Raw genomic sequence first — 18,216 nt, 5'->3', positions numbered from 1 at the left:
CGCGCGTGCAGAAGACCTTCTCCGAACTCGAATATACCGGCAAGAAAAAGCAGACTCGCCGAGATCGCTTCCTGGCTGACCTTGAACAGTTGGTGCCCTGGGCCCTGCTGGAGGCGCAAGTGGCGCCGTTTTATAGCAACACCGCAGGCAAGCGCGGACGCCCTGCGATAGGGGTGTCGCGCATGTTGCGCATGTACGTCGTGCAGCAGTGTTTCGGTTTCTCCGATGAAGGTTGCGAAGATGCCGTCTACGACAGCCAGGCCATCCGCGGTTTTATGGGTATCGACCTGGGTCGCGAGTCTGCACCGGATGCCACCACCTTGCTGCGTTTTCGCCGCTTGCTGGAAGTCCATCAGCTAACCCGGCTGCTGTTTGAAACGATTAACCAGCATCTGGCCAGCCGGGGGCTGCTGCTCAAGGAAGGCACTATCGTCGACGCTACTCTGATCGCCGCGCCGCCCTCGGTCAAGAACCGAGAAGGCAAGCGTGATCCTGAGATGCATCAGGCCAGGAAAGGCAATCAATGGCACTTTGGGATGAAGGCCCACATTGGTGTAGACGCCACGTCGGGGCTGGTGCACAGCGTAGTAGGGACGGCCGCTAACGTGGCGGATGTCACCCAGGTTGGCCAGTTGCTTCACGGTGACGAAACCTATGTTTCGGGTGACGCTGGATACACCGGTGCGGCCAAGCGACCGGAGCATGCTGAACGGGACGTTATCTGGTCGATTGCAGAACGGCCAAGCAGTTACAAGCAGCACGGCGAAGGCAGCGTGCTGTATCGGGTCAAGCGCAAAATTGAATATGCCAAGGCGCAACTGCGTGCCAAGGTCGAGCACCCCTTCCAGGTAATCAAGGTGCGCTTCAATCATCGCAAGGTTCGCTACCGTGGGCTGGAAAAGAATACAGCGCAGTTGTTCAGTTTGTTTGGGTTGGCCAATCTGATGCTGGCCAAGCGGTATTTACAACAGACGGCAGGATAAATCCGTCTGAAAGGCGGGACTGGCCCGCCTTTCAGCAAAATGAGGGCAGAAATCTGCTCGAGAAACGTAAAATAAGGCCGGCAGGTTGAAAAAAACCGGCTTGGAAATGGGGACGGTGCGAACGGGTTAATTGTTCAGCGTCTCCCTAGGCTGTTAAGTTCTTCGGAGGTGAGGCCGTTCTGGATTTGGCTGGGGAAAAGAATAGGTGCAAGGATAGGATCGCCCGGTGGAGTGAGGTCCACGGAGATGAGTGTTTTTTCGGAAAACTCTACCACCATATTTATAGGGTTTTCGATTGCATAGGCTACGGAGTGCAGGCCGTGCTTCAACAACTCTTGCGGAATTTCAAGACTAAGGGTGTCCTCGGGGCTGTGCGACTCAAGAATTTGCTTTGTCGGTCCAATAAAAGTCTCATCGAAATAAAGCTGATAGGTATAGCCAGGGCGTGCTCCTTGCCACACTTTTAGTTTTACTTGGACAGGAGCATTCAACGCGTCTGTGGGTAGCAGACCATTGCTCAAGGCTGCCGGGACGGAGGGGGCTATTAGCAAGCTATCTTTTTTTTCATTATTGCCGTACATGGTTGTTCCCTTGTATTTATGAAGGTTGCGGGCCCTTAAGGCCCGCAACTGGTTAACGGCTCAGGCAGGTGAAGTCTGTTGGACGGAGCATATGGACGATGACGCGAGTGGTCGTGGAGTTCGCCGGGCTCTGGTTGCTACCTTCTACGGGTTCGACCGTATAAGTGGCTTCTGCGAAGCCTGTACAGATACGCAGTGTGTTGATGAGTGGCACTGTAAATATGTGCCCTTGTTGGACATCAACTTCATCCAGTTTTCGGGTTGCTACGTAGGTGGCCGCCTCTATGGGGTTGTTGAAATCGTCAAATCCTTTGAAGGTGAGTGTGACCCTTTGGCCCTCTGCAATATTTGTATACGTTGAGACCTTGACGTCCGCCCCGTTGGGATTCTCGTTGGGGCCCAGCACTCCATTTGATGTGAGGTTAAATGCAGGGCCGGTCAATCCCTCCTGACCGCCAGGCTGCTCTTCTCTGGATCGTACTGTCACAGGCTGAACCGGGCTAGTGACAGTATTGGGATTGCCTGTTCTAGCGACAGTGAAGTAAACAGGAATGGCTGCACCGGTGCCTTGCAGTCGCATGAGTTCGTTATCGATAGTGATGATGAGATCTCTTTCGGCAGTAACGTCGCCGGATTTTATTTGATACCACTGCTGCTTTACCTGGCTGCCCCAATACAGATTCAGATTGTCATTGACTTCAAAGCCGGAATTCCAGCTTACCAAGCCTCTTCCATTTAGCTCATAATCGTCCTCATCAATGAAATTATCTTGGGTATTCGGGCTTTGTAAACTCGTGCCTTGTACTGTTACGTTTTTTAGTGGCTCTGCGAAAGGAAGCGTTGTAAAGACATCGATATGAGTGTCCAGAGACGTGCCGGCCTCTTCTTCATTTCGAAACACTTCATAATGGACAGCTGTGTTGCCTTGCGGGCCACGAGCAATTGCTTCGAATGGTAACTTCAGCGTCAGTATGACTGATTCGTTTTCGTCTCCAGGTGCTACTGGAACAGGGGTCAAAGGGTTGTTGATACCCCAAAACAACTGAATGTTATCAAGTGCTGCCGCACCCGGGTAATGGGGAATGTCGACCAATACGCCTGCCTGAGCCTCCGTATAATCAACTTGATCGCCTACCACCTGATCGATGACAGGTGCTGGATAATTAGAGGGTAGCTCTTGCAACCTCAATTTCACGGGTACGGTATTCGAGAGAATCGAGGGGTTGCCTGCACGGTCTATTACTTGGTAACAAACCAGATTTTCGTTTTCCCCTAAGAGGGTGTAGACAAAATAAATTAAACTTTCACTCCCTTGTCTGAATAGCCCTCAAGCCATGCCTAAAACCGGACGTCCTCGCTCGATTGCCGCCGAGCACTATCCCGTGCTGGTGAAACTCGCTCATGCACAGCCCTATTCCAGCCAGGCCGAATTGGCGCTCGTATTCTTCGCCGAAACCGGTATCACTGCGCATCCCGACACCTTTGCAAAAGCGTTGAAAATGGCAGGGATTACGCGTGTAAAGCAGCGGGCCAAGGGAAGTTTTCAGTCACCTGAACCTAATAAAGCCTATGGCTACAATGAAACCCACCGCCGCCAACTGCCGGAGCAGCTATATCCGAGTTGCTTGACAGATACCGAGTGGGCACTGGTCGCCGACCTGTTTGAAAGCCAGGGCGGACGAGGAGTGCCACCGCTTCACTCTCGGCGCACGTTGCTGGAAGCCTGTTGCTATGTCGTACGCACGGGGTGCTCATGGCGAATGCTACCCCGCGATTTTCCTCATTGGGACAATGTCTACAAAACGTTCCGCCGGTGGAGCGCTCAAGGCAAGTTCGAGCAAATGCATGATCGCTTGCGAGCTCAATGGCGTGAGCGGGAAGAACGCGCTGACAGCCCGTCAGCAGCGATCCTGGATTCACAGTCGACCCGCAGTTCTCCTCAAGGCGGTGACAGCGGCTACGACGCAGGCAAAAAAGTGAAGGGGCGTAAACGAAGTCTGATTGTCGATACATTGGGCCTGCTGCTGGCTGTCAGTATCAGTGCTGCAAGCGTGCAGGATCGTGACGCGGCGGATGATGCGGTGGCGTACTCGAAGGAAAAATATCCGTCACTGAGCACGCTTTTTGTTGATAGTGCGTACGCAGGAAAATGGGCACAGCGCACCCATCAACTGCACGCTATCGATGTTCAAGTGATCCGTGGCCCGAATAACAGAAGAACAGGGCAATGGCACTCTGAACAAGGCGATCTATTTTCCGTGGAGCCTGTTCAGACTGGATTTGTGGTCATGCCCAAGCGATGGGTAGTGGAGCGAACTCATGCCTGGAATGAGAGAGCTCGGCGACTGATCATGCATCATGATCGCCTTTTTGCGGTAAGCGAGGCATGGGTTTGGTTGGCCGAGGCTCGAATACTCGCGCGCCGACCCACTACATGATTTTGTCTACACCCTCCTAGTGGCCGATGACACCAGCACTTTGAACGTCACCCTGCAAAACGGCGCGCAGCTGACCGGCGACATTGTCAACGGTAACTCGCTGGCCATCACATCCGGCGGCCAGTGGCAGATGCAGGGTGACAACGCTGTCAAGTCGCTCGCCATGCAAGGTGGCAGTGTCGGGTTTGGCGAGCAGGGGTTTCATACGCTGTCGCTGAACGCGTTGTCCGGTACCGGCACGTTCGGAATGCGGGTTGACCTGAGTAACGGTGTGGGCGACCTCATCGACGTCAACGGTCAGGCCAGCGGCGAGTTCGGGTTGCGGGTACGCAACACCGGTGTAGAGGTGGTGGCGGCCGATATGACGCCGCTCAAGGTAGTGCATACCGAGGGTGGCGATGCGCGGTTCAGCCTTTTGGGCGGGCGTGTTGATCTGGGGGCCTACTCGTATCTGCTGGAACAGCAAGGCAATGACTGGTTCATCGTGGGTAGAGACAAGGTCATAAGCCCTTCGACCCAGAGCGCTCTGGCGCTGTACAGCGCGGCACCGGCGATCTGGATGAGCGAACTGTCAACCCTGCGCTCACGCATGGGCGAGGTTCGTGCCAGTGGCAAGGCGGGTGGCTGGATGCGCGCCTATGGCAACCGGCTCAATGCGACGACCAGTGACGGCGTCGACTATCGCCAGAAGCAAAGTGGTCTGTCGCTGGGCGCCGATGCGCCGATTGAGGTCAGCAACGGACAATTGCTGGTCGGTGTGTTGGGGGGTTACAGCACGTCCGCTCTGGACTTGAGCCGTGGCACCACAGGTAAAGTCGACAGCTACTATGTGGGCGCTTACGGCACCTGGCTATTTGATGATGGTTACTACGTGGACGGCGTGCTCAAGCTCAACCGTTTTCGCAACAAGGCAGATGTTGCCATGAGCGATGCGAGCAAGGCCAAGGGTGACTACAGCAACACGGGTGTCGGTGGCTGGCTAGAGGTCGGTCGCCATATCGAGCTGGCGGATGACTACTTCCTTGAGCCGTTTGCCCAACTGTCCACTGTCGTGGTTCAGGGCCAGGAGCTGCGTCTGGATAACGGTATGAAAGCGAAGAACGATCGTACTCAGTCGGTGCTGGGTAAAGTCGGCACGTCGCTGGGGCGAACGGTCTCGCTCAAGGACGGCGGGATGTTGCGCCCTTACGTTCGGGGCGCTGTTGCTCAGGAGTTTTCACGTCGTAATGAAGTGAAGGCCAATGACGTGACGTTCGATAACAGCCTGTTCGGCTCGCGTGCCGAACTGGGTGCCGGGGTGTCGGTTTCCCTGTCGGAGCGTTTGCAGGTGCACGCCGACTTCGACTACATGAAGGGCAAGCACATCGAGCAACCGTGGGGTGCCAATGTCGGGCTGCGCTTGGAGTTCTGATCCAGACACGCCGACACCTGCGTAACAAAGGCCCCCGGTGAGCGATCACCGGGGGCTTTCGGCTATTTGTCGGCAAGCCCGTTATCGATAAAGCGTTGACGTTGGCGCGCCTTGGAATTGGCGGGCATCGCGTGTTCGATATTAACCTTCAACACAGGTGATGTGCCGATCAGTCGCTGATCGCGATAGAGCTCGTAGTAGACGTCTACCTGACCATACAGAATGTAGGAGACCAGGTCGTAGGAAATGCACAGCACACGGATGACGCTGTTTTCGCCCACTCGATGGAAAAGCGTTGTCGTCGACAGGTTTTTCCCCCAGTAAAAGCGGATTTCATCTCCGCAGCACATCTTGATCGAGCCGGGAATATGTACGACCACGCCCAGGTGCGCCTCTTCGTAACTGATTATATTCCCGTCGTTGTCGGGCAATACGGGCGGTTTCAAGGTGTCTGAAATATCCGATGGAATATGTAGGGAAGTCATTTTTCGATAGGTGCTCTCTTGCATGGGGGCTTCTCGCACAGCGTCTGACGCTGTGGGTTTGCTCTTTTCGGAGGTGCGTGCAACTACATCCTTGGAATGATTTTTTTCCATCGTTAACTCGTTTATTTACATTAAGTGATTTGTTTTTCGTCGGGCCGTCGTCTGTCGGCGCCAGAAACATTACAAGGCACATTAGTGTTCAGGTCAAGTCGTGGAAATGTGCGATGGTAGTGTCAGGTTTGCACAGGTTTTTCCGTCACATTTGGTTTCAAGTTAAGACTAAATTATTGCTTGATGGTGCTGAGAGTGCTGTAAACAGGGGGTTAAAATTATTTCAAGAGCTGTTTTAGGTATTTTTCAATGGATGATATCTGTAGGATATGTACTACAGGCTGCTCCTGCATTTTAAAAAATAAGCCGTTTTGTGAAAGGTCCCACTCAGGTGTAGGACTATTCACTCAAATTTATCATTAAGGTCTCGCACGTGTCGGCATACGAAACCTTCAACCTTTGGAGCAATCGTGTACTTTCAGGCATTAACTCTGCATCGACAAGGTTACCTGGCGGGCCATAATCGAGCGATTACCGGCACGGTCAGTGACCTGATAACGGACTGTCACGCTATCGCTGTCCAGATCAAGCAGGAACGCTTTGTCGAAAATGATCTGTACCGGACGATCCGTCAGGTTCTCGGCGGTGACCACGTGGGTAGGGCCTTCCCGGTCGTTGCAGAGGGTCTGGATTCGGTCTCCGGGTTGCATGTCGGCATAGCCTGGGACGGTGCCTGTCAGGGTTTCGCCGAAGTTGATCTGATGGAAGAGGATGGGGGCGAGCAGCGGCCCGCCCGGGGCGGTGCGGTCGATTCGAATATTAGTGGTCGCTGAGTTTGTTCGAATGCCACCTGGAAACGTCAGCCACTGGTAACCAATCGCGTAATTTCCATCGTTAGCGAAGTGTTCAGGTTGAAGACTCATCACGAACAGCACCTCTTCAGGTGCGTCAGGATCATAAATGGTCTGAACAAGCCCAGTGCCGACGCCATTGACCATAAGCTGGAAGCTGTCTTTTTCTTTGATTAGACCACGCGCGGTGAAATGGACCCAAATGCCTGATTCAAGATCACGGACTTTGATGAGGCCATCGCTTTCCGCTACGGGAACTGAAGGTGCCTCCAGTGATGGGTTAGAAATGGTATTCATACGTATCTCCAATTTTTAGTCAAACGCCACATGGCGAAATTCAGGGTTTTGATTTGGGAAGTAAGCAATAGCTATTCGTGGTAATAAATAACTACCGCATGCCGCCTGAATTTCAACTAATCGGAGTGCCTGTCGAGTGTCAATACCCGGCAGGCAAGCTTTGCTACTGTTGTTAATATTACGGAATGATCCTACGCCTTGCTCGGCTAATACCTTGAAAGTTGTAAGGCGTGATAAGCGGCGCAATAAAAAGCCCCGAGCAACCTGAGTTGGCCGGGGCCCTGTGCAATACTTTAATTTTCAGCGATTAAAACGCTCGACCAGTGAGTATTGCGAGTTGGCAGTATTCGTCAGTTCCCCGCTCAATACGGCCGAGCGCCGGGCTTCGTCGGCGGTCTTGTCAGCCAGTTCGGCGATGGTGGAAATGTTGCGGTTGATTTCCTCGGCCACAGCGCTTTGTTCTTCGGTGGCCGTGGCGATCTGGGTCGTCATGTCGGTGATGTTGGCCACTGCTTCGCTGATGCCGACCAGTGCCTGATCCGCTTCCAGTACCCGGGCCACGCCTTCTTCGGCCTGACGACGTCCGGCGTCCATGGTCTGCACGGCGTCGGTTGCGGTCTGCTGCAATTTGGCGATCAGGCCGTGAATCTGCCCGGTGGACTCGGCGGTGCGCTTCGCCAGTTGGCGTACTTCATCGGCCACGACTGCAAAGCCACGGCCCATCTCACCCGCGCGTGCCGCTTCGATGGCGGCGTTGAGGGCCAACAGGTTGGTCTGGTCAGCGATACCTTTGATCACATCGACCACGCCGCCGATTTCGTCGCTGTCCTTGGCCAGCCGCGTCACGGTCAGGCCGGTTTCGCCCACCGCAGTGGAGAGGCGTTGAATGGCCTCGCGGGTTTCGCCCGCAATATCGCGGCCGCGACGGGTCAGCTCATTGGCCTGCTGAGTGGCGTCAGCGGCGCGATTCACGTGGCTGGCCACTTCCTGAGTGGTAGCTGCCATCTGGTTGATGGCTGCGGCGACCTGCTCGGTCTCCACTCGCTGACGTTCCAGCCCGGTCGAGCTCTCCCTGGCCAGCGAGTTGGACTGGCGGGCCTGATGGTTCAGATGCTCGGCGGTGTCCTGCAAGCGCGTCAGGCAGGTCTTCATGCGCGCTTCCTGGCTGAGAATCGACATCTCCAGACGTGCCTGCGGGCCGCGGCTGTCGGTGTACATCTGGGCAATCAGCGGGTCGGAGGTGGTCTGCTCCGCCAGACGCAGCAAGCGTTTGGTGCCGCGCTGTTGCCACGACAGGCCGAGCAGGCCGAGCGGCACTGACAATGCGGCGGCAAGCGCGAAGCCCCACTGTGAGTTCAGCCACACACCAATCAAAAAGCTCAACTGGCTGACCAGAATGAACGGCAGCCAGTCCTGCAACACCGGCAGCCACTGGTCACGACCCGGCACCGCGCTTTTGCCCAGATTAAGGCGTTTATACAGTGCTTCGGCGCGGCGAATCTGTTCGGCGGTCGGTTTGATACGCACCGACTCGAAACCGACGACGCTGCGGTTTTCCAGCACCGGCGTCACATAGGCGTTGACCCAATAGTGGTCGCCATTCTTGCAACGATTCTTGACGATGCCCATCCACGGCTGGCCGGTCTTGAGCGTGGTCCACATGTGTTCGAAGACGGCAGGCGGGACATCCGGATGGCGGACGGTGTTGTGCGCGGCACCGAGCAATTCGGCTTCGCTGTAACCGCTGATGTCGACGAAGGCATCGTTACAGTAAGTAATCGTGCCACGCGTGTCGGTGGTGGAGATCAGTCGTTGTTCGGCAGGAAATGTCCGCTCACGTTGAGTGATGGGCTGGTTATTGCGCATGGGTGTCGATCCTTCGATCCAGAAGACGATGGCGTTTTATCGGCAGGTGAGCCGATAAATTGAGCACTGCACGCCAAATGACTGGTGGGTCAGATTACCGGGCAAGCATGGGGTAAGTGAACAGGCCGAAATGCACGGCATTGAGACCGAAGTGGCAGATGACCGCAGACGGTAAGCCGCCGAAACGAAATGCGATGCCGTAGCCCACACCTGCAAGCCCTGCCAGCAGCATCCATTCCCAGCCTGCGCCGATGTGAGACAGCCCAAACAGGCTTGCGGTTATAGCAATTGCCATAGGCGTCGCGAATTTCCATCCTGCGAGGAGCCGTTGCAGGCTGCCCTGAAGATAAGCGCGAAAAAACAGCTCTTCGGTCAACGTCACCAGCAGCAGGTTGTTTACCCACCACAGGGTGCTTTGCGCGGGCCATTTGGGTGCCCAGTCTACGGTGCCAAGTGATGCCGCCACTGTCATGCACAGAGCAGACGTCGCAATCAGCGCCAGCAGGCCCACTTTGAGTGACTGATTGACGTCGATTCTTGGCAGAATCCACGGGCAGGCAAGCAATAGCCAAAAGCCGATCAGGGGCTTGTCAAGATTCAGGTACATGGAAAAAGCGGCAGCGTCAGCTGTGAATCTGGCGTCATCAATGACTTTGGTATCCTCTGAAAAAGCCCATTTTTTTGGAGAGGAACCGGGCTGGAGCGCCTGTATTTACTGGCTTCGACTTTTGAAGAAAAGGCTTTTTCAGACCTTCCTTTGGCATTATTGAACCCCGGCAAAAGGTGAGTCGCCAGCGCCAGGCCTGTCATGATAAATAGCAAATGACCGAACAGACTGACATGTCGGGAAGCGGATCGCGCCACACAAAGCCAGGCAACAAGCAGCAAGCCGAAACCTACTGCTGCGATGGGGGCCAGGCTGCCATATACCAGCGCGAGCCCATATCCTGTTGCGAGAAGAGCAAGAAAAAGCCAGTGTCTTGACGTCATTGAAACGCTCCTGATTCACGAGGAGCGATACTGTATAACATTCATACCCGTCAGGTCACCGCTTCACCTTTCAGCCAGCGGTCGCCCTGCCCGTGATGGGGCAGGGCGACCGTATTCTGAATCAGGAAGCAATCAGCTGTCGCAACACATAATGCAGAATGCCACCAGACTTGAAGTACTCCACCTCGTTGAGCGTGTCGATGCGGCACAACACGTCGACGGTCTCTTTGCTGCCGTCCTCGCGCTCGATGTGCAGGGTCAGGCTCATGCCCGGCTGCACGTCGGCGTTGGTCAGCCCGGTGATTTTCAGGGTTTCCTTGCCGGTCAGAGCCAGGGTCTTGCGCGTCTGGCTGTTCTTGAACTGCAACGGCAGAACCCCCATGCCCACCAGATTGGAGCGGTGGATCCGCTCGAAGCTTTCGGCAATGACCGCTTTGACGCCCAGCAGGTTGGTACCTTTGGCAGCCCAGTCGCGACTGGAACCCGTGCCGTACTCCAGACCCGCGACAATCACCAGCGGTGTGCCCTCGGTCTGATAGCGCATCGCGGCGTCGTAGATCGCCATCTTCTCGCCGGAGGGCACGTGCACGGTATTGCCGCCTTCTTCGCCGCCGGGCATTTCGTTGCGAATACGAATGTTGGCAAAGGTGCCGCGCATCATCACTTCATGGTTGCCGCGACGCGAGCCATAGGAGTTGAAGTCCTGCGACTTGACGCCTTTCTCCTGCAGGTAACGGCCGGCCGGGCTGTCCGCCTTGATGTTGCCGGCCGGCGAGATGTGGTCGGTGGTGACCGAGTCTCCCAGCAGGGCGAGGACGCGCGCATTTTCCACGTCCTGAATGACTGGCAACGGGCCGTCGATGCCATCGAAGAACGGCGGATGCTGAATGTACGTCGAGTCGTCCTGCCACACATAAGTGGCGGCCTGCGGCACTTCGATGGCTTGCCATTGCTCGTCACCGGCAAACACCTCGGCGTATTCCTTGTGGAACATGCCGGTGTTGACGCTGGCGACCGCGTCGGCGATCTCTTTCTGGCTGGGCCAGATGTCACGCAGATAGACAGGCTTGCCGTCCGAGCCTACGCCCAGTGGCTCGCTGCTGATGTCGATGCGCACCGAACCTGCCAAGGCATAGGCCACCACCAGCGGCGGCGAGGCCAGCCAGTTGGTCTTGACCAGTGGGTGAACCCGGCCCTCGAAATTGCGGTTGCCCGACAGCACCGACGCCACGGTCAGGTCTGACGTCTGAATAGCTTTTTCGATAGGCTCCAGCAGCGGGCCGGAGTTACCAATGCAGGTGGTGCAGCCATAACCCACCAGGTTGAAGCCCAAGGCATCAAGGTACTGGGTCAGACCTGCCGCTTCGTAGTAATCGGTCACAACTTTGGAGCCGGGTGCCAGCGAGCTCTTTACCCAGGGCTTGCGTTGCAGGCCTTTTTCGACCGCTTTTTTCGCCACCAGCCCGGCCGCCATCATGACGCTGGGGTTTGACGTGTTGGTGCAGGACGTTATCGCTGCGATCACCACCGCGCCGTCTTTCAGGTGATAAGTCTGCCCGTTGTACTCATATTGGCTTTCGCCGCTGACCTGCGCATCGTTACCGACCGCCACGCCACCGCCGCCTTCACTTTCCAGACGGCCCTCTTCGACCTTGGCAGGCTTGACCTGCAACCCCAGAAAGTCGTTGAACGCCTGAGCGACATTCGGCAACGCCACGCGGTCTTGCGGGCGTTTCGGCCCGGCGAGGCTGGCCTCTACCGTGCCAATGTCCAGTTCCAGACTGTCGGTGAACACTGGCTCCTGGCCGGACAGACGCCACAGGCCTTGCGCCTTGCAATAGGCTTCGACCAGCTTGACGGTCTCATCGGGACGCCCGGACAGGCGCAGGTAATCCAGCGTTACCTCGTCGACCGGGAAGAAGCCGCAGGTCGCGCCATATTCCGGTGCCATGTTGGCGATGGTCGCCCGGTCGGCCAGCGGCAGATCGGCCAGACCGTCACCGTAGAACTCGACGAACTTGCCGACCACGCCTTTCTTGCGCAGCATCTGGGTCACGGTCAGCACCAGATCGGTGGCGGTGATGCCTTCTTTCAGTTTGCCAGTCAGCCGGAAACCGATCACTTCCGGGATCAGCATCGAGACCGGCTGGCCGAGCATGGCCGCTTCGGCCTCGATCCCGCCCGCGCCCCAGCCCAATACGCCGAGGCCGTTGATCATCGTGGTATGCGAGTCTGTGCCGACCAGCGTGTCGGGAAACGCGTAGGTGCGGCCGTCTTCTTCTTTGGTCCAGACCGTGCGGCCCAGGTACTCGAGGTTGACCTGGTGGCAGATGCCGGTGCCAGGCGGCACCACGCTGAAGTTATCGAAGGCGCTCTGGCCCCAGCGCAGAAACGCGTAGCGCTCGCCGTTGCGCTGCATCTCGATGTCGACGTTCTGCTCGAAAGCCGCCGGGTCGCCGAACTTGTCGACCATGACCGAGTGGTCGATCACCAGGTCTACCGGCGACAGCGGGTTGATACGCTGCGGGTCGCCGCCAGCCTTGGCCACGGCAGCACGCATGGCGGCCAGATCGACCACTGCAGGCACGCCGGTGAAGTCCTGCATCAGCACCCGGGCAGGGCGGTATTGAATTTCCCGGTCCGAACGGCGCTCGGTCAACCAGTCGGCGATGGCCTTGAGGTCGTTGCCGGTCACGGTCTTGTTGTCTTCCCAGCGCAGCAGGTTTTCCAGCAGCACTTTGAGCGACATGGGCAGCTTGTCGATATTGCCGAGCGAGCGAGCCGCATCGGGCAGGCTGAAGTAGTGGTAGGTCTTGTTGTCGATTTCGAGCGTTTTCAGGCTCTTCAGGCTATCGAGGGAGGGCATGAATGTCTCCTTTTGGAATGATCTCCGGACATCGGATTACGGGGCTTCATGTGCATCAGGTCGGGAGCCCCGTAACAGGCTTCAGGTTCTGTGGACTGTCTGGCCGCGCCAGTGGTTCCTGGATTGGGCTATGATGCGCGGCTTTCAAGTCTGCGGGGTTACGCCCGAGTGCCCATTGCCCAGGAGTAACCCATGAATACGCTGTTTATGCATTGCCGACCCGGTTTTGAAGGGGAAGTCTGTTCGGAAATCGCTGACCATGCCGCGCGTCTTGATGTTGCCGGTTACGCCAAGGCACGACCCGACACCGCTTGCGCCGAATTTATCTGCACGGACGCTGACGGGCCTGAGCGGCTGATGAGCGGCCAGCGCTTCGACAAGCTGATTTTCCCTCGGCAGTGGGCACGAGGCTTGTTCCTCGACCTGCCGGAAACCGACCGCATCAGCGTGATCCTCGCCCAGCTATCGGCGTTTCCAACCTGCGGCAGCGTGTGGCTGGAGGTGGTGGACACCAACGATGGCAAAGAGCTGTCGAATTTTTGCAAGAAGTTCGAGGCGCCGTTGCGCAAGGCTCTGAGCCAGGCGGGCAAGCTGGTCGATGATCCTCGCAAGCCGCGTTTGCTGTTGACCTTCAAGAGTGGCCGCGAAGTGTTTCTCGGCATGGCTGACGCCGACAACTCGGCAATGTGGCCGATGGGCATCCCGCGTCTGAAGTTTCCCCGCGAGGCACCGAGCCGCTCGACCCTCAAGCTGGAAGAAGCGTGGCACCATTTCATTCCCCGAGATCAATGGGATGAACGTCTTTCCGGTGACATGACCGGCGTGGACCTGGGCGCCGCGCCCGGTGGCTGGACCTACCAGTTGGTGCGCCGTGGCATGCTGGTGACGGCCATCGATAACGGCCCCATGGCCGAAAGTCTGATGGACACCGGACTGGTGCAGCATCTGATGGCCGACGGCTTCACCTACAAGCCTCGTCAGCCGGTGGACTGGATGGTGTGCGACATCGTCGAAAAGCCTGCCCGCAATGCAGCACTGCTGGAAACCTGGCTGGGCGAAGGCTTGTGCCGCGAAGCGGTGGTCAACCTGAAACTGCCGATGAAACAGCGCTACGCTGAAGTGCGTCGTTTGCTCGACCGCATCGAAGAAGGCTTTCAGGCGCGCGGCGTGCGAGTCTCGATCGGCTGCAAACAGCTCTACCACGACCGCGAAGAAGTCACCTGCCACCTGCGCCGGCTGGACGTGGCCAAAGCCGCGAAGCGGTGACGTGAGTCGAGCCTGAGCTGCTCTCCAAGTGAGTCGCCAAGGGGCGAAGGAACCCGACGAAGTCGGGCCGGAAACGGAGCCAGGATTTTGCATACTTTGATCCTTCAAAGTATGTCGCCGAGGGGCGAAAAGGTGCCTTGAGTCGTAAACAAACACGACTGACATCGCAGAACCGCTGTGTGACGCAGAGCGTCACGAAATGCATGCCAACGCGGAGACGTGCACGGTAGTCAATGCAGTCTTGGCACAAGAGTCATTTAGCATGATGAGCAACCTGCATTTGGCCTGCTCACCGATTTGAGCGACAATCGCTACCCGCTTCTGGAGTGCCCCATGTCTGAATCCGTTGAAAACCTCACCGTCGATGCCGTGCTGGACGCCACCGGGCTGAACTGCCCGGAACCGGTGATGATGCTGCACCAGAAAGTTCGCGACCTGCCCGCAGGCGGACTGCTCAAGGTTATCGCGACCGATCCTTCCACGCGTCGTGACATCCCCAAGTTCTGCGTCTTCCTCGGCCACGATCTGGTCGAAGAGCGGGCAGAGGCAGAAACCTTTCTGTACTGGATTCGCAAGAAGTCCGACTGATCACCGCATCACCGCATCACCGCATCCCGCGCCTGTTCACGATCTGGACCGGTCCCGTCCCGCCCGACCTCGAGAATCTTCCATGCGCATTGTTGCTGACGAAAACATCCCCCTGCTTGACGCATTTTTTGCTGATTTCGGCGACATACGTCGCTTGCCCGGCCGCTCCATCGACCGTGCAGCGGTGGCGGACGCCGACATCCTGCTGGTGCGCTCGGTCACGCCGGTGACCCGCGAAATGCTTGAAGGCAGCCCGGTACGATTCGTCGGCACCTGCACCATCGGCACCGATCACCTGGACCTCGCCTGGCTTCAGCAAGCCGGCATTCATTGGTGCAGCGCGCCGGGCTGCAATGCGCGTGGCGTGGTCGATTATGTGCTCGGCAGCCTGCTGACCCTGGCCGAGATCGAAGGTGTCGATCTCCGGCAGCGTACCTACGGCGTCGTCGGGGCAGGGCAGGTTGGGGGGCGTCTGGTGACCGTGCTCAAGGCGCTGGGCTGGAATGTGCTGGTGTGCGATCCACCCCGTGCGTCGGCCGAAGGAGAAGGGTTTGTCAGCCTCGACGAAATCATCCGGCGCTGCGACGTCATCAGCCTGCACACGCCGCTGACCAGCACCGGCGAGCTGCCTACCTGGCACCTGTTTGACGAAGCGCGTCTGCGTCAGCTCAGGCAGGGTGCCTGGCTGATCAATGCCAGCCGTGGCGCAGTGGTGGATAACGCCGCGCTGCATGACGTGCTGCTCGATCGTGAAGACCTGCAGGCCGTACTGGATGTCTGGGAGGGTGAGCCGCAGGTCAATGTCGCGCTGGCCGATCTGTGTGTAATCGGCACGCCGCACATTGCCGGTTACAGCCTTGACGGTCGGCAGCGTGGTACCGCCCAGATCTATCAGGCGTTGTGCGCCTTTCTCGGCCAGCCGCCGCTGATCAGCCTCGACACGCTGCTGCCCCGGCCCTGGCTGGCGCAGGTCAGCCTCGATGCCGACACCGATCCGATGTGGGCCCTGACTGTGTTGTGTCGTGGTGTGTATGACCCTCGCCGCGATGATGCGGATTTTCGTCGCAGCCTGACCGGTGACACGGTCAGTCAGCGCCTGGCCTTCGACGCCTTGCGCAAACACTATCCGCCACGCCGGGAAATCGACGCGCTGAAGGTTCGGCTTGAGGGAGAGTCCGAAGCACTGGCGCAGATCGTCACGGCCCTGGGGGCGGTGCGGGTCTGATCGATCAAGCTGTGCGGCGCATAAAAAACCCGACAACGAGGTCGGGTTTCAATGGATTCGACAGGTCTTATTTTTCCGGTGTTACCCAGTTCTTGTCGCATTCCTGACAGGCTGCCTGAACCATTTCTTCGGTGATCAGTACTTCTTGCCCATCCTCGTCGAGAATGGCACCGCCAACCGGAAGACCGGGCGTGGCTCGTACGACTTGAACTTCGGTGCTGCGCTCGTGCAGGCTCATGGTGTCTCTCCTTTCATCAGGTAACGGCGTTAAATTAACCGCGCTTGATGACCGGTCCGTGACAGATACTGTCAGCCGCTCAAACGCGATACCAGTGCAACAGAAATGATGCAAATCTGCCAGCATGCGCTTAGATCTTTGTCGTCTAGCGCCGCTGTAAAGCAGTCATAACCTGACCTTTGGTGCAGGCCGCAAGTTCACTCCGAATCACGTCCAGCACCGATTTCCTGACAGGTGCAGGCTGGCAATTCGCTCCCATCGGCAGACAGGCGGGTTATTTTCAATGATTTCACGGGTTTCCGGGCGTCAGCGCCAGGCCATACGTCTGGCCGCAAGCTTCATTGCTCCGTATCGCTGGCAGGCACTGGGTGCCTTGTTGGCGCTGGTCATCACCGCCGGCATTACACTGTCGATCGGGCAGGGCATCAGACTGATGATCGACCAAGGCTTCATGACCCGTTCTGCGCAACTGCTCGAACGCTCGATCGGGCTGTTCATGCTGTTGACGGTCGGCCTGGCCATCGGGACATTTGCCCGCTTCTACCTCGTGTCGTGGATCGGCGAGCGTGTGGTCGCAGACTTGCGCAAGAAAGTCTTCGACCACCTGATCGAGTTGCATCCGGGCTTCTATGAAAACAACCGCAGCTCGGAAATTCAGTCGCGATTGACCGCCGATACCACCTTGTTGCAATCGGTCATCGGTTCATCGCTGTCGATGTTTCTGCGCAATGCGTTGATGGTGATTGGCGGCATCGTGTTGCTGTTCATCACCAACCCCAAGCTGACCAGTATCGTGGTGGTGGCCCTGCCGCTGATCATCGCGCCCATCCTCATGTTTGGTCGCCGGGTGCGCACCCTGTCGCGCGAAAGTCAGGACCGGGTCGCCAACGTTGGCAGCTATGTGGCCGAGGCGTTGGGGCAGATCAAGACGGTTCAGGCCTACAACCATCAGCAGCAGGACAAACAGCGCTTTTCGCAGACCGTCGAACAGGCCTTTGACACCGCACGCAAACGGATTTTGCAACGTTCCTGGCTGATTACGCTGGTCATCGTTCTGGTGCTGGGGGCGGTGGCCGTGATGTTGTGGGTGGGCGGCATGGACGTGATCAACGGCCGCATCTCCAGTGGCGAACTGGCGGCGTTCGTGTTTTATGCGCTGGTGGTAGGCATGGCGTTTGGCACCTTGAACGAAGTGATCGGTGAGTTGCAGCGCGCCGCAGGTGCCGCCGAGCGTATCGGTGAACTGCTCCAGGCACGCAACGAAATCCGCGCGCCGAAGACCGATCTGCTGATCCTGCCGCAGCGTATCAGTGGACGTCTGGCGCTGGAGAACGTCAGCTTCGCTTACCCTTCGCGACCGGAGCGCAACGCCGTCGACAACCTGACCCTGAGCGTGGAGCCCGGCGAGACGCTGGCGCTGGTCGGGCCGTCCGGGGCGGGCAAATCAACGATCTTCGACCTGCTGCTGCGCTTTTATGATCCAGTGCAAGGGCGGATTCTGATCGAAGGCATGGCCTGCGCACAGCTTGATCCTCATGACCTGCGTCGCTGTTTCGCGCTGGTCTCGCAATCACCAGCCCTGTTTTTTGGCAGCGTCGAGGACAACATCCGCTACGGCAACGCGAATGCCAGTTTCGAGCAGGTAGAAGCCGCCGCCAGAATCGCCCATGCCCACGAGTTCATCCTGGAAATGGCCGATGGCTATCGCACCCATCTGGGCGAAGGCGGGCTGGGGCTGTCGGGCGGGCAGCGGCAACGTCTGGCGATTGCCCGGGCATTGTTGGTCGACGCGCCGGTGCTGTTACTGGATGAAGCGACCAGTGCGCTGGATGCACAGAGTGAGCACTTGATTCAGCAAGCCCTGCCAAGCCTGATGCAGGGCCGCACCACGCTGGTGATTGCGCATCGTCTGGCCACGGTACAGAACGCCGACCGCATTGCCGTCATGGATCAGGGGCGCTTGGTGGCAGTGGGTACGCATCGGCAGTTGATCGACAGTAACCCGCTGTACGCGCGCCTGGCGGCGTTGCAGTTCAACGCTGACAAGGAGTGAGCCGTCAAAGGGTAGGCGATGACCTCC

The 18,216-nt window shown here is 57.7% G+C and carries 11 protein-coding genes and 4 pseudogenes; 7 read left to right on the top strand and 8 right to left on the bottom strand.

The features are described 5' to 3' along the window. Positions 1-5 precede the first annotated feature (5 nt). Positions 6-983 carry an IS5 family transposase gene (locus BLT55_RS12660; protein WP_007247761.1) on the top strand — a complete coding sequence of 326 codons (978 nt, stop codon included), beginning with the start codon at positions 6-8 and terminating at the stop codon, positions 981-983. A 143-nt stretch (positions 984-1,126) separates the two neighbouring features. On the opposite strand, the pseudogene BLT55_RS12655 reads toward BLT55_RS12660, so the two are convergent. Continuing rightward, a pseudogene (locus tag BLT55_RS12655) lies at positions 1,127-1,564 on the bottom strand (hypothetical protein); the annotation flags it as partial. 52 nt (positions 1,565-1,616) lie between these two features. Beyond that, positions 1,617-2,840 (bottom strand): annotated as a pseudogene (locus BLT55_RS12650) (hypothetical protein); the annotation flags it as partial. 58 nt (positions 2,841-2,898) lie between these two features. On the opposite strand from BLT55_RS12650, the gene BLT55_RS12645 reads away from it, so the two are divergent. Together BLT55_RS12645 and BLT55_RS12640 are read left to right on the top strand one after the other, a co-directional pair. Beyond that, positions 2,899-4,002 (top strand): IS5-like element ISPsy19 family transposase, encoded by a 1,104-nt coding sequence (locus BLT55_RS12645; RefSeq protein ID WP_074800503.1) that lies wholly within the window; start codon positions 2,899-2,901, stop codon positions 4,000-4,002. 16 nt (positions 4,003-4,018) lie between these two features. Beyond that, a pseudogene (locus BLT55_RS12640) lies at positions 4,019-5,413 on the top strand (autotransporter outer membrane beta-barrel domain-containing protein); the annotation flags it as partial. Between the two features lie 62 nt (positions 5,414-5,475). On the opposite strand, the gene BLT55_RS12635 reads toward BLT55_RS12640, so the two are convergent. The 5 genes and pseudogenes from BLT55_RS12635 to acnA all read right to left on the bottom strand — a co-directional run bounded on the left by BLT55_RS12635 (position 5,476) and on the right by acnA (position 12,819). Then, on the bottom strand, positions 5,476-6,009 hold the full coding sequence (locus BLT55_RS12635) for a hypothetical protein (RefSeq protein WP_055000481.1): 534 nt from the start codon (positions 6,007-6,009) through the stop codon (positions 5,476-5,478). A gap of 425 nt (positions 6,010-6,434) precedes the next feature. After that, positions 6,435-7,097 (bottom strand): hypothetical protein, encoded by a 663-nt coding sequence (locus BLT55_RS12630; protein WP_055000480.1) that lies wholly within the window; start codon positions 7,095-7,097, stop codon positions 6,435-6,437. 300 nt (positions 7,098-7,397) lie between these two features. Beyond that, on the bottom strand, positions 7,398-8,963 hold the full coding sequence (locus tag BLT55_RS12625) for a methyl-accepting chemotaxis protein (RefSeq protein ID WP_055000479.1): 1,566 nt from the start codon (positions 8,961-8,963) through the stop codon (positions 7,398-7,400). Between the two features lie 94 nt (positions 8,964-9,057). Next, positions 9,058-9,953: pseudogene (locus BLT55_RS34510) on the bottom strand (CPBP family intramembrane glutamic endopeptidase). A gap of 121 nt (positions 9,954-10,074) precedes the next feature. Beyond that, positions 10,075-12,819: an aconitate hydratase AcnA gene (gene acnA / locus BLT55_RS12615; protein ID WP_074800493.1), complete on the bottom strand. Its 2,745-nt coding sequence runs from the start codon at positions 12,817-12,819 to the stop codon at positions 10,075-10,077. A gap of 192 nt (positions 12,820-13,011) precedes the next feature. Between acnA and rlmM the strand changes: the two genes are divergently transcribed. From rlmM to pdxB, 3 genes are all read left to right on the top strand, one after another. Continuing rightward, positions 13,012-14,085 carry a 23S rRNA (cytidine(2498)-2'-O)-methyltransferase RlmM gene (gene rlmM, locus BLT55_RS12610; RefSeq protein WP_055000403.1) on the top strand — a complete coding sequence of 358 codons (1,074 nt, stop codon included), beginning with the start codon at positions 13,012-13,014 and terminating at the stop codon, positions 14,083-14,085. Positions 14,086-14,418: 333 nt separating this feature from the next. After that, the gene (tusA, locus tag BLT55_RS12600; protein WP_055000513.1) at positions 14,419-14,673 is read left to right on the top strand and encodes a sulfurtransferase TusA; all 255 of its coding nucleotides are present in this window, start codon (positions 14,419-14,421) and stop codon (positions 14,671-14,673) included. Between the two features lie 82 nt (positions 14,674-14,755). Further along, complete coding sequence (pdxB, locus tag BLT55_RS12595; protein ID WP_055000512.1) at positions 14,756-15,898, top strand: 4-phosphoerythronate dehydrogenase PdxB; 1,143 nt, start codon at positions 14,756-14,758, stop codon at positions 15,896-15,898. A 67-nt stretch (positions 15,899-15,965) separates the two neighbouring features. Here the strand turns inward: pdxB and BLT55_RS33470 are convergent, their stop codons facing one another. Continuing rightward, a complete protein-coding gene (locus BLT55_RS33470) occupies positions 15,966-16,136 on the bottom strand; it encodes a PA1571 family protein (protein ID WP_007252149.1) in 171 nt (56 codons plus the stop codon). Between the two features lie 283 nt (positions 16,137-16,419). Between BLT55_RS33470 and BLT55_RS12585 the strand changes: the two genes are divergently transcribed. Continuing rightward, entirely contained in the window at positions 16,420-18,189 is a 1,770-nt protein-coding gene (locus tag BLT55_RS12585; RefSeq protein ID WP_055000511.1) for an ABC transporter transmembrane domain-containing protein, read from the top strand. Positions 18,190-18,216 lie beyond the last annotated feature (27 nt).

Origin of the sequence: Pseudomonas cannabina, assembly GCF_900100365.1 — a bacterium.
Classification (GTDB): Bacteria; Pseudomonadota; Gammaproteobacteria; order Pseudomonadales; family Pseudomonadaceae; genus Aquipseudomonas; species Aquipseudomonas cannabina.
The sequence above is the reverse complement of the archived record's forward strand: the minus strand, read 5'-3'. Positions and strand labels throughout refer to the sequence as shown.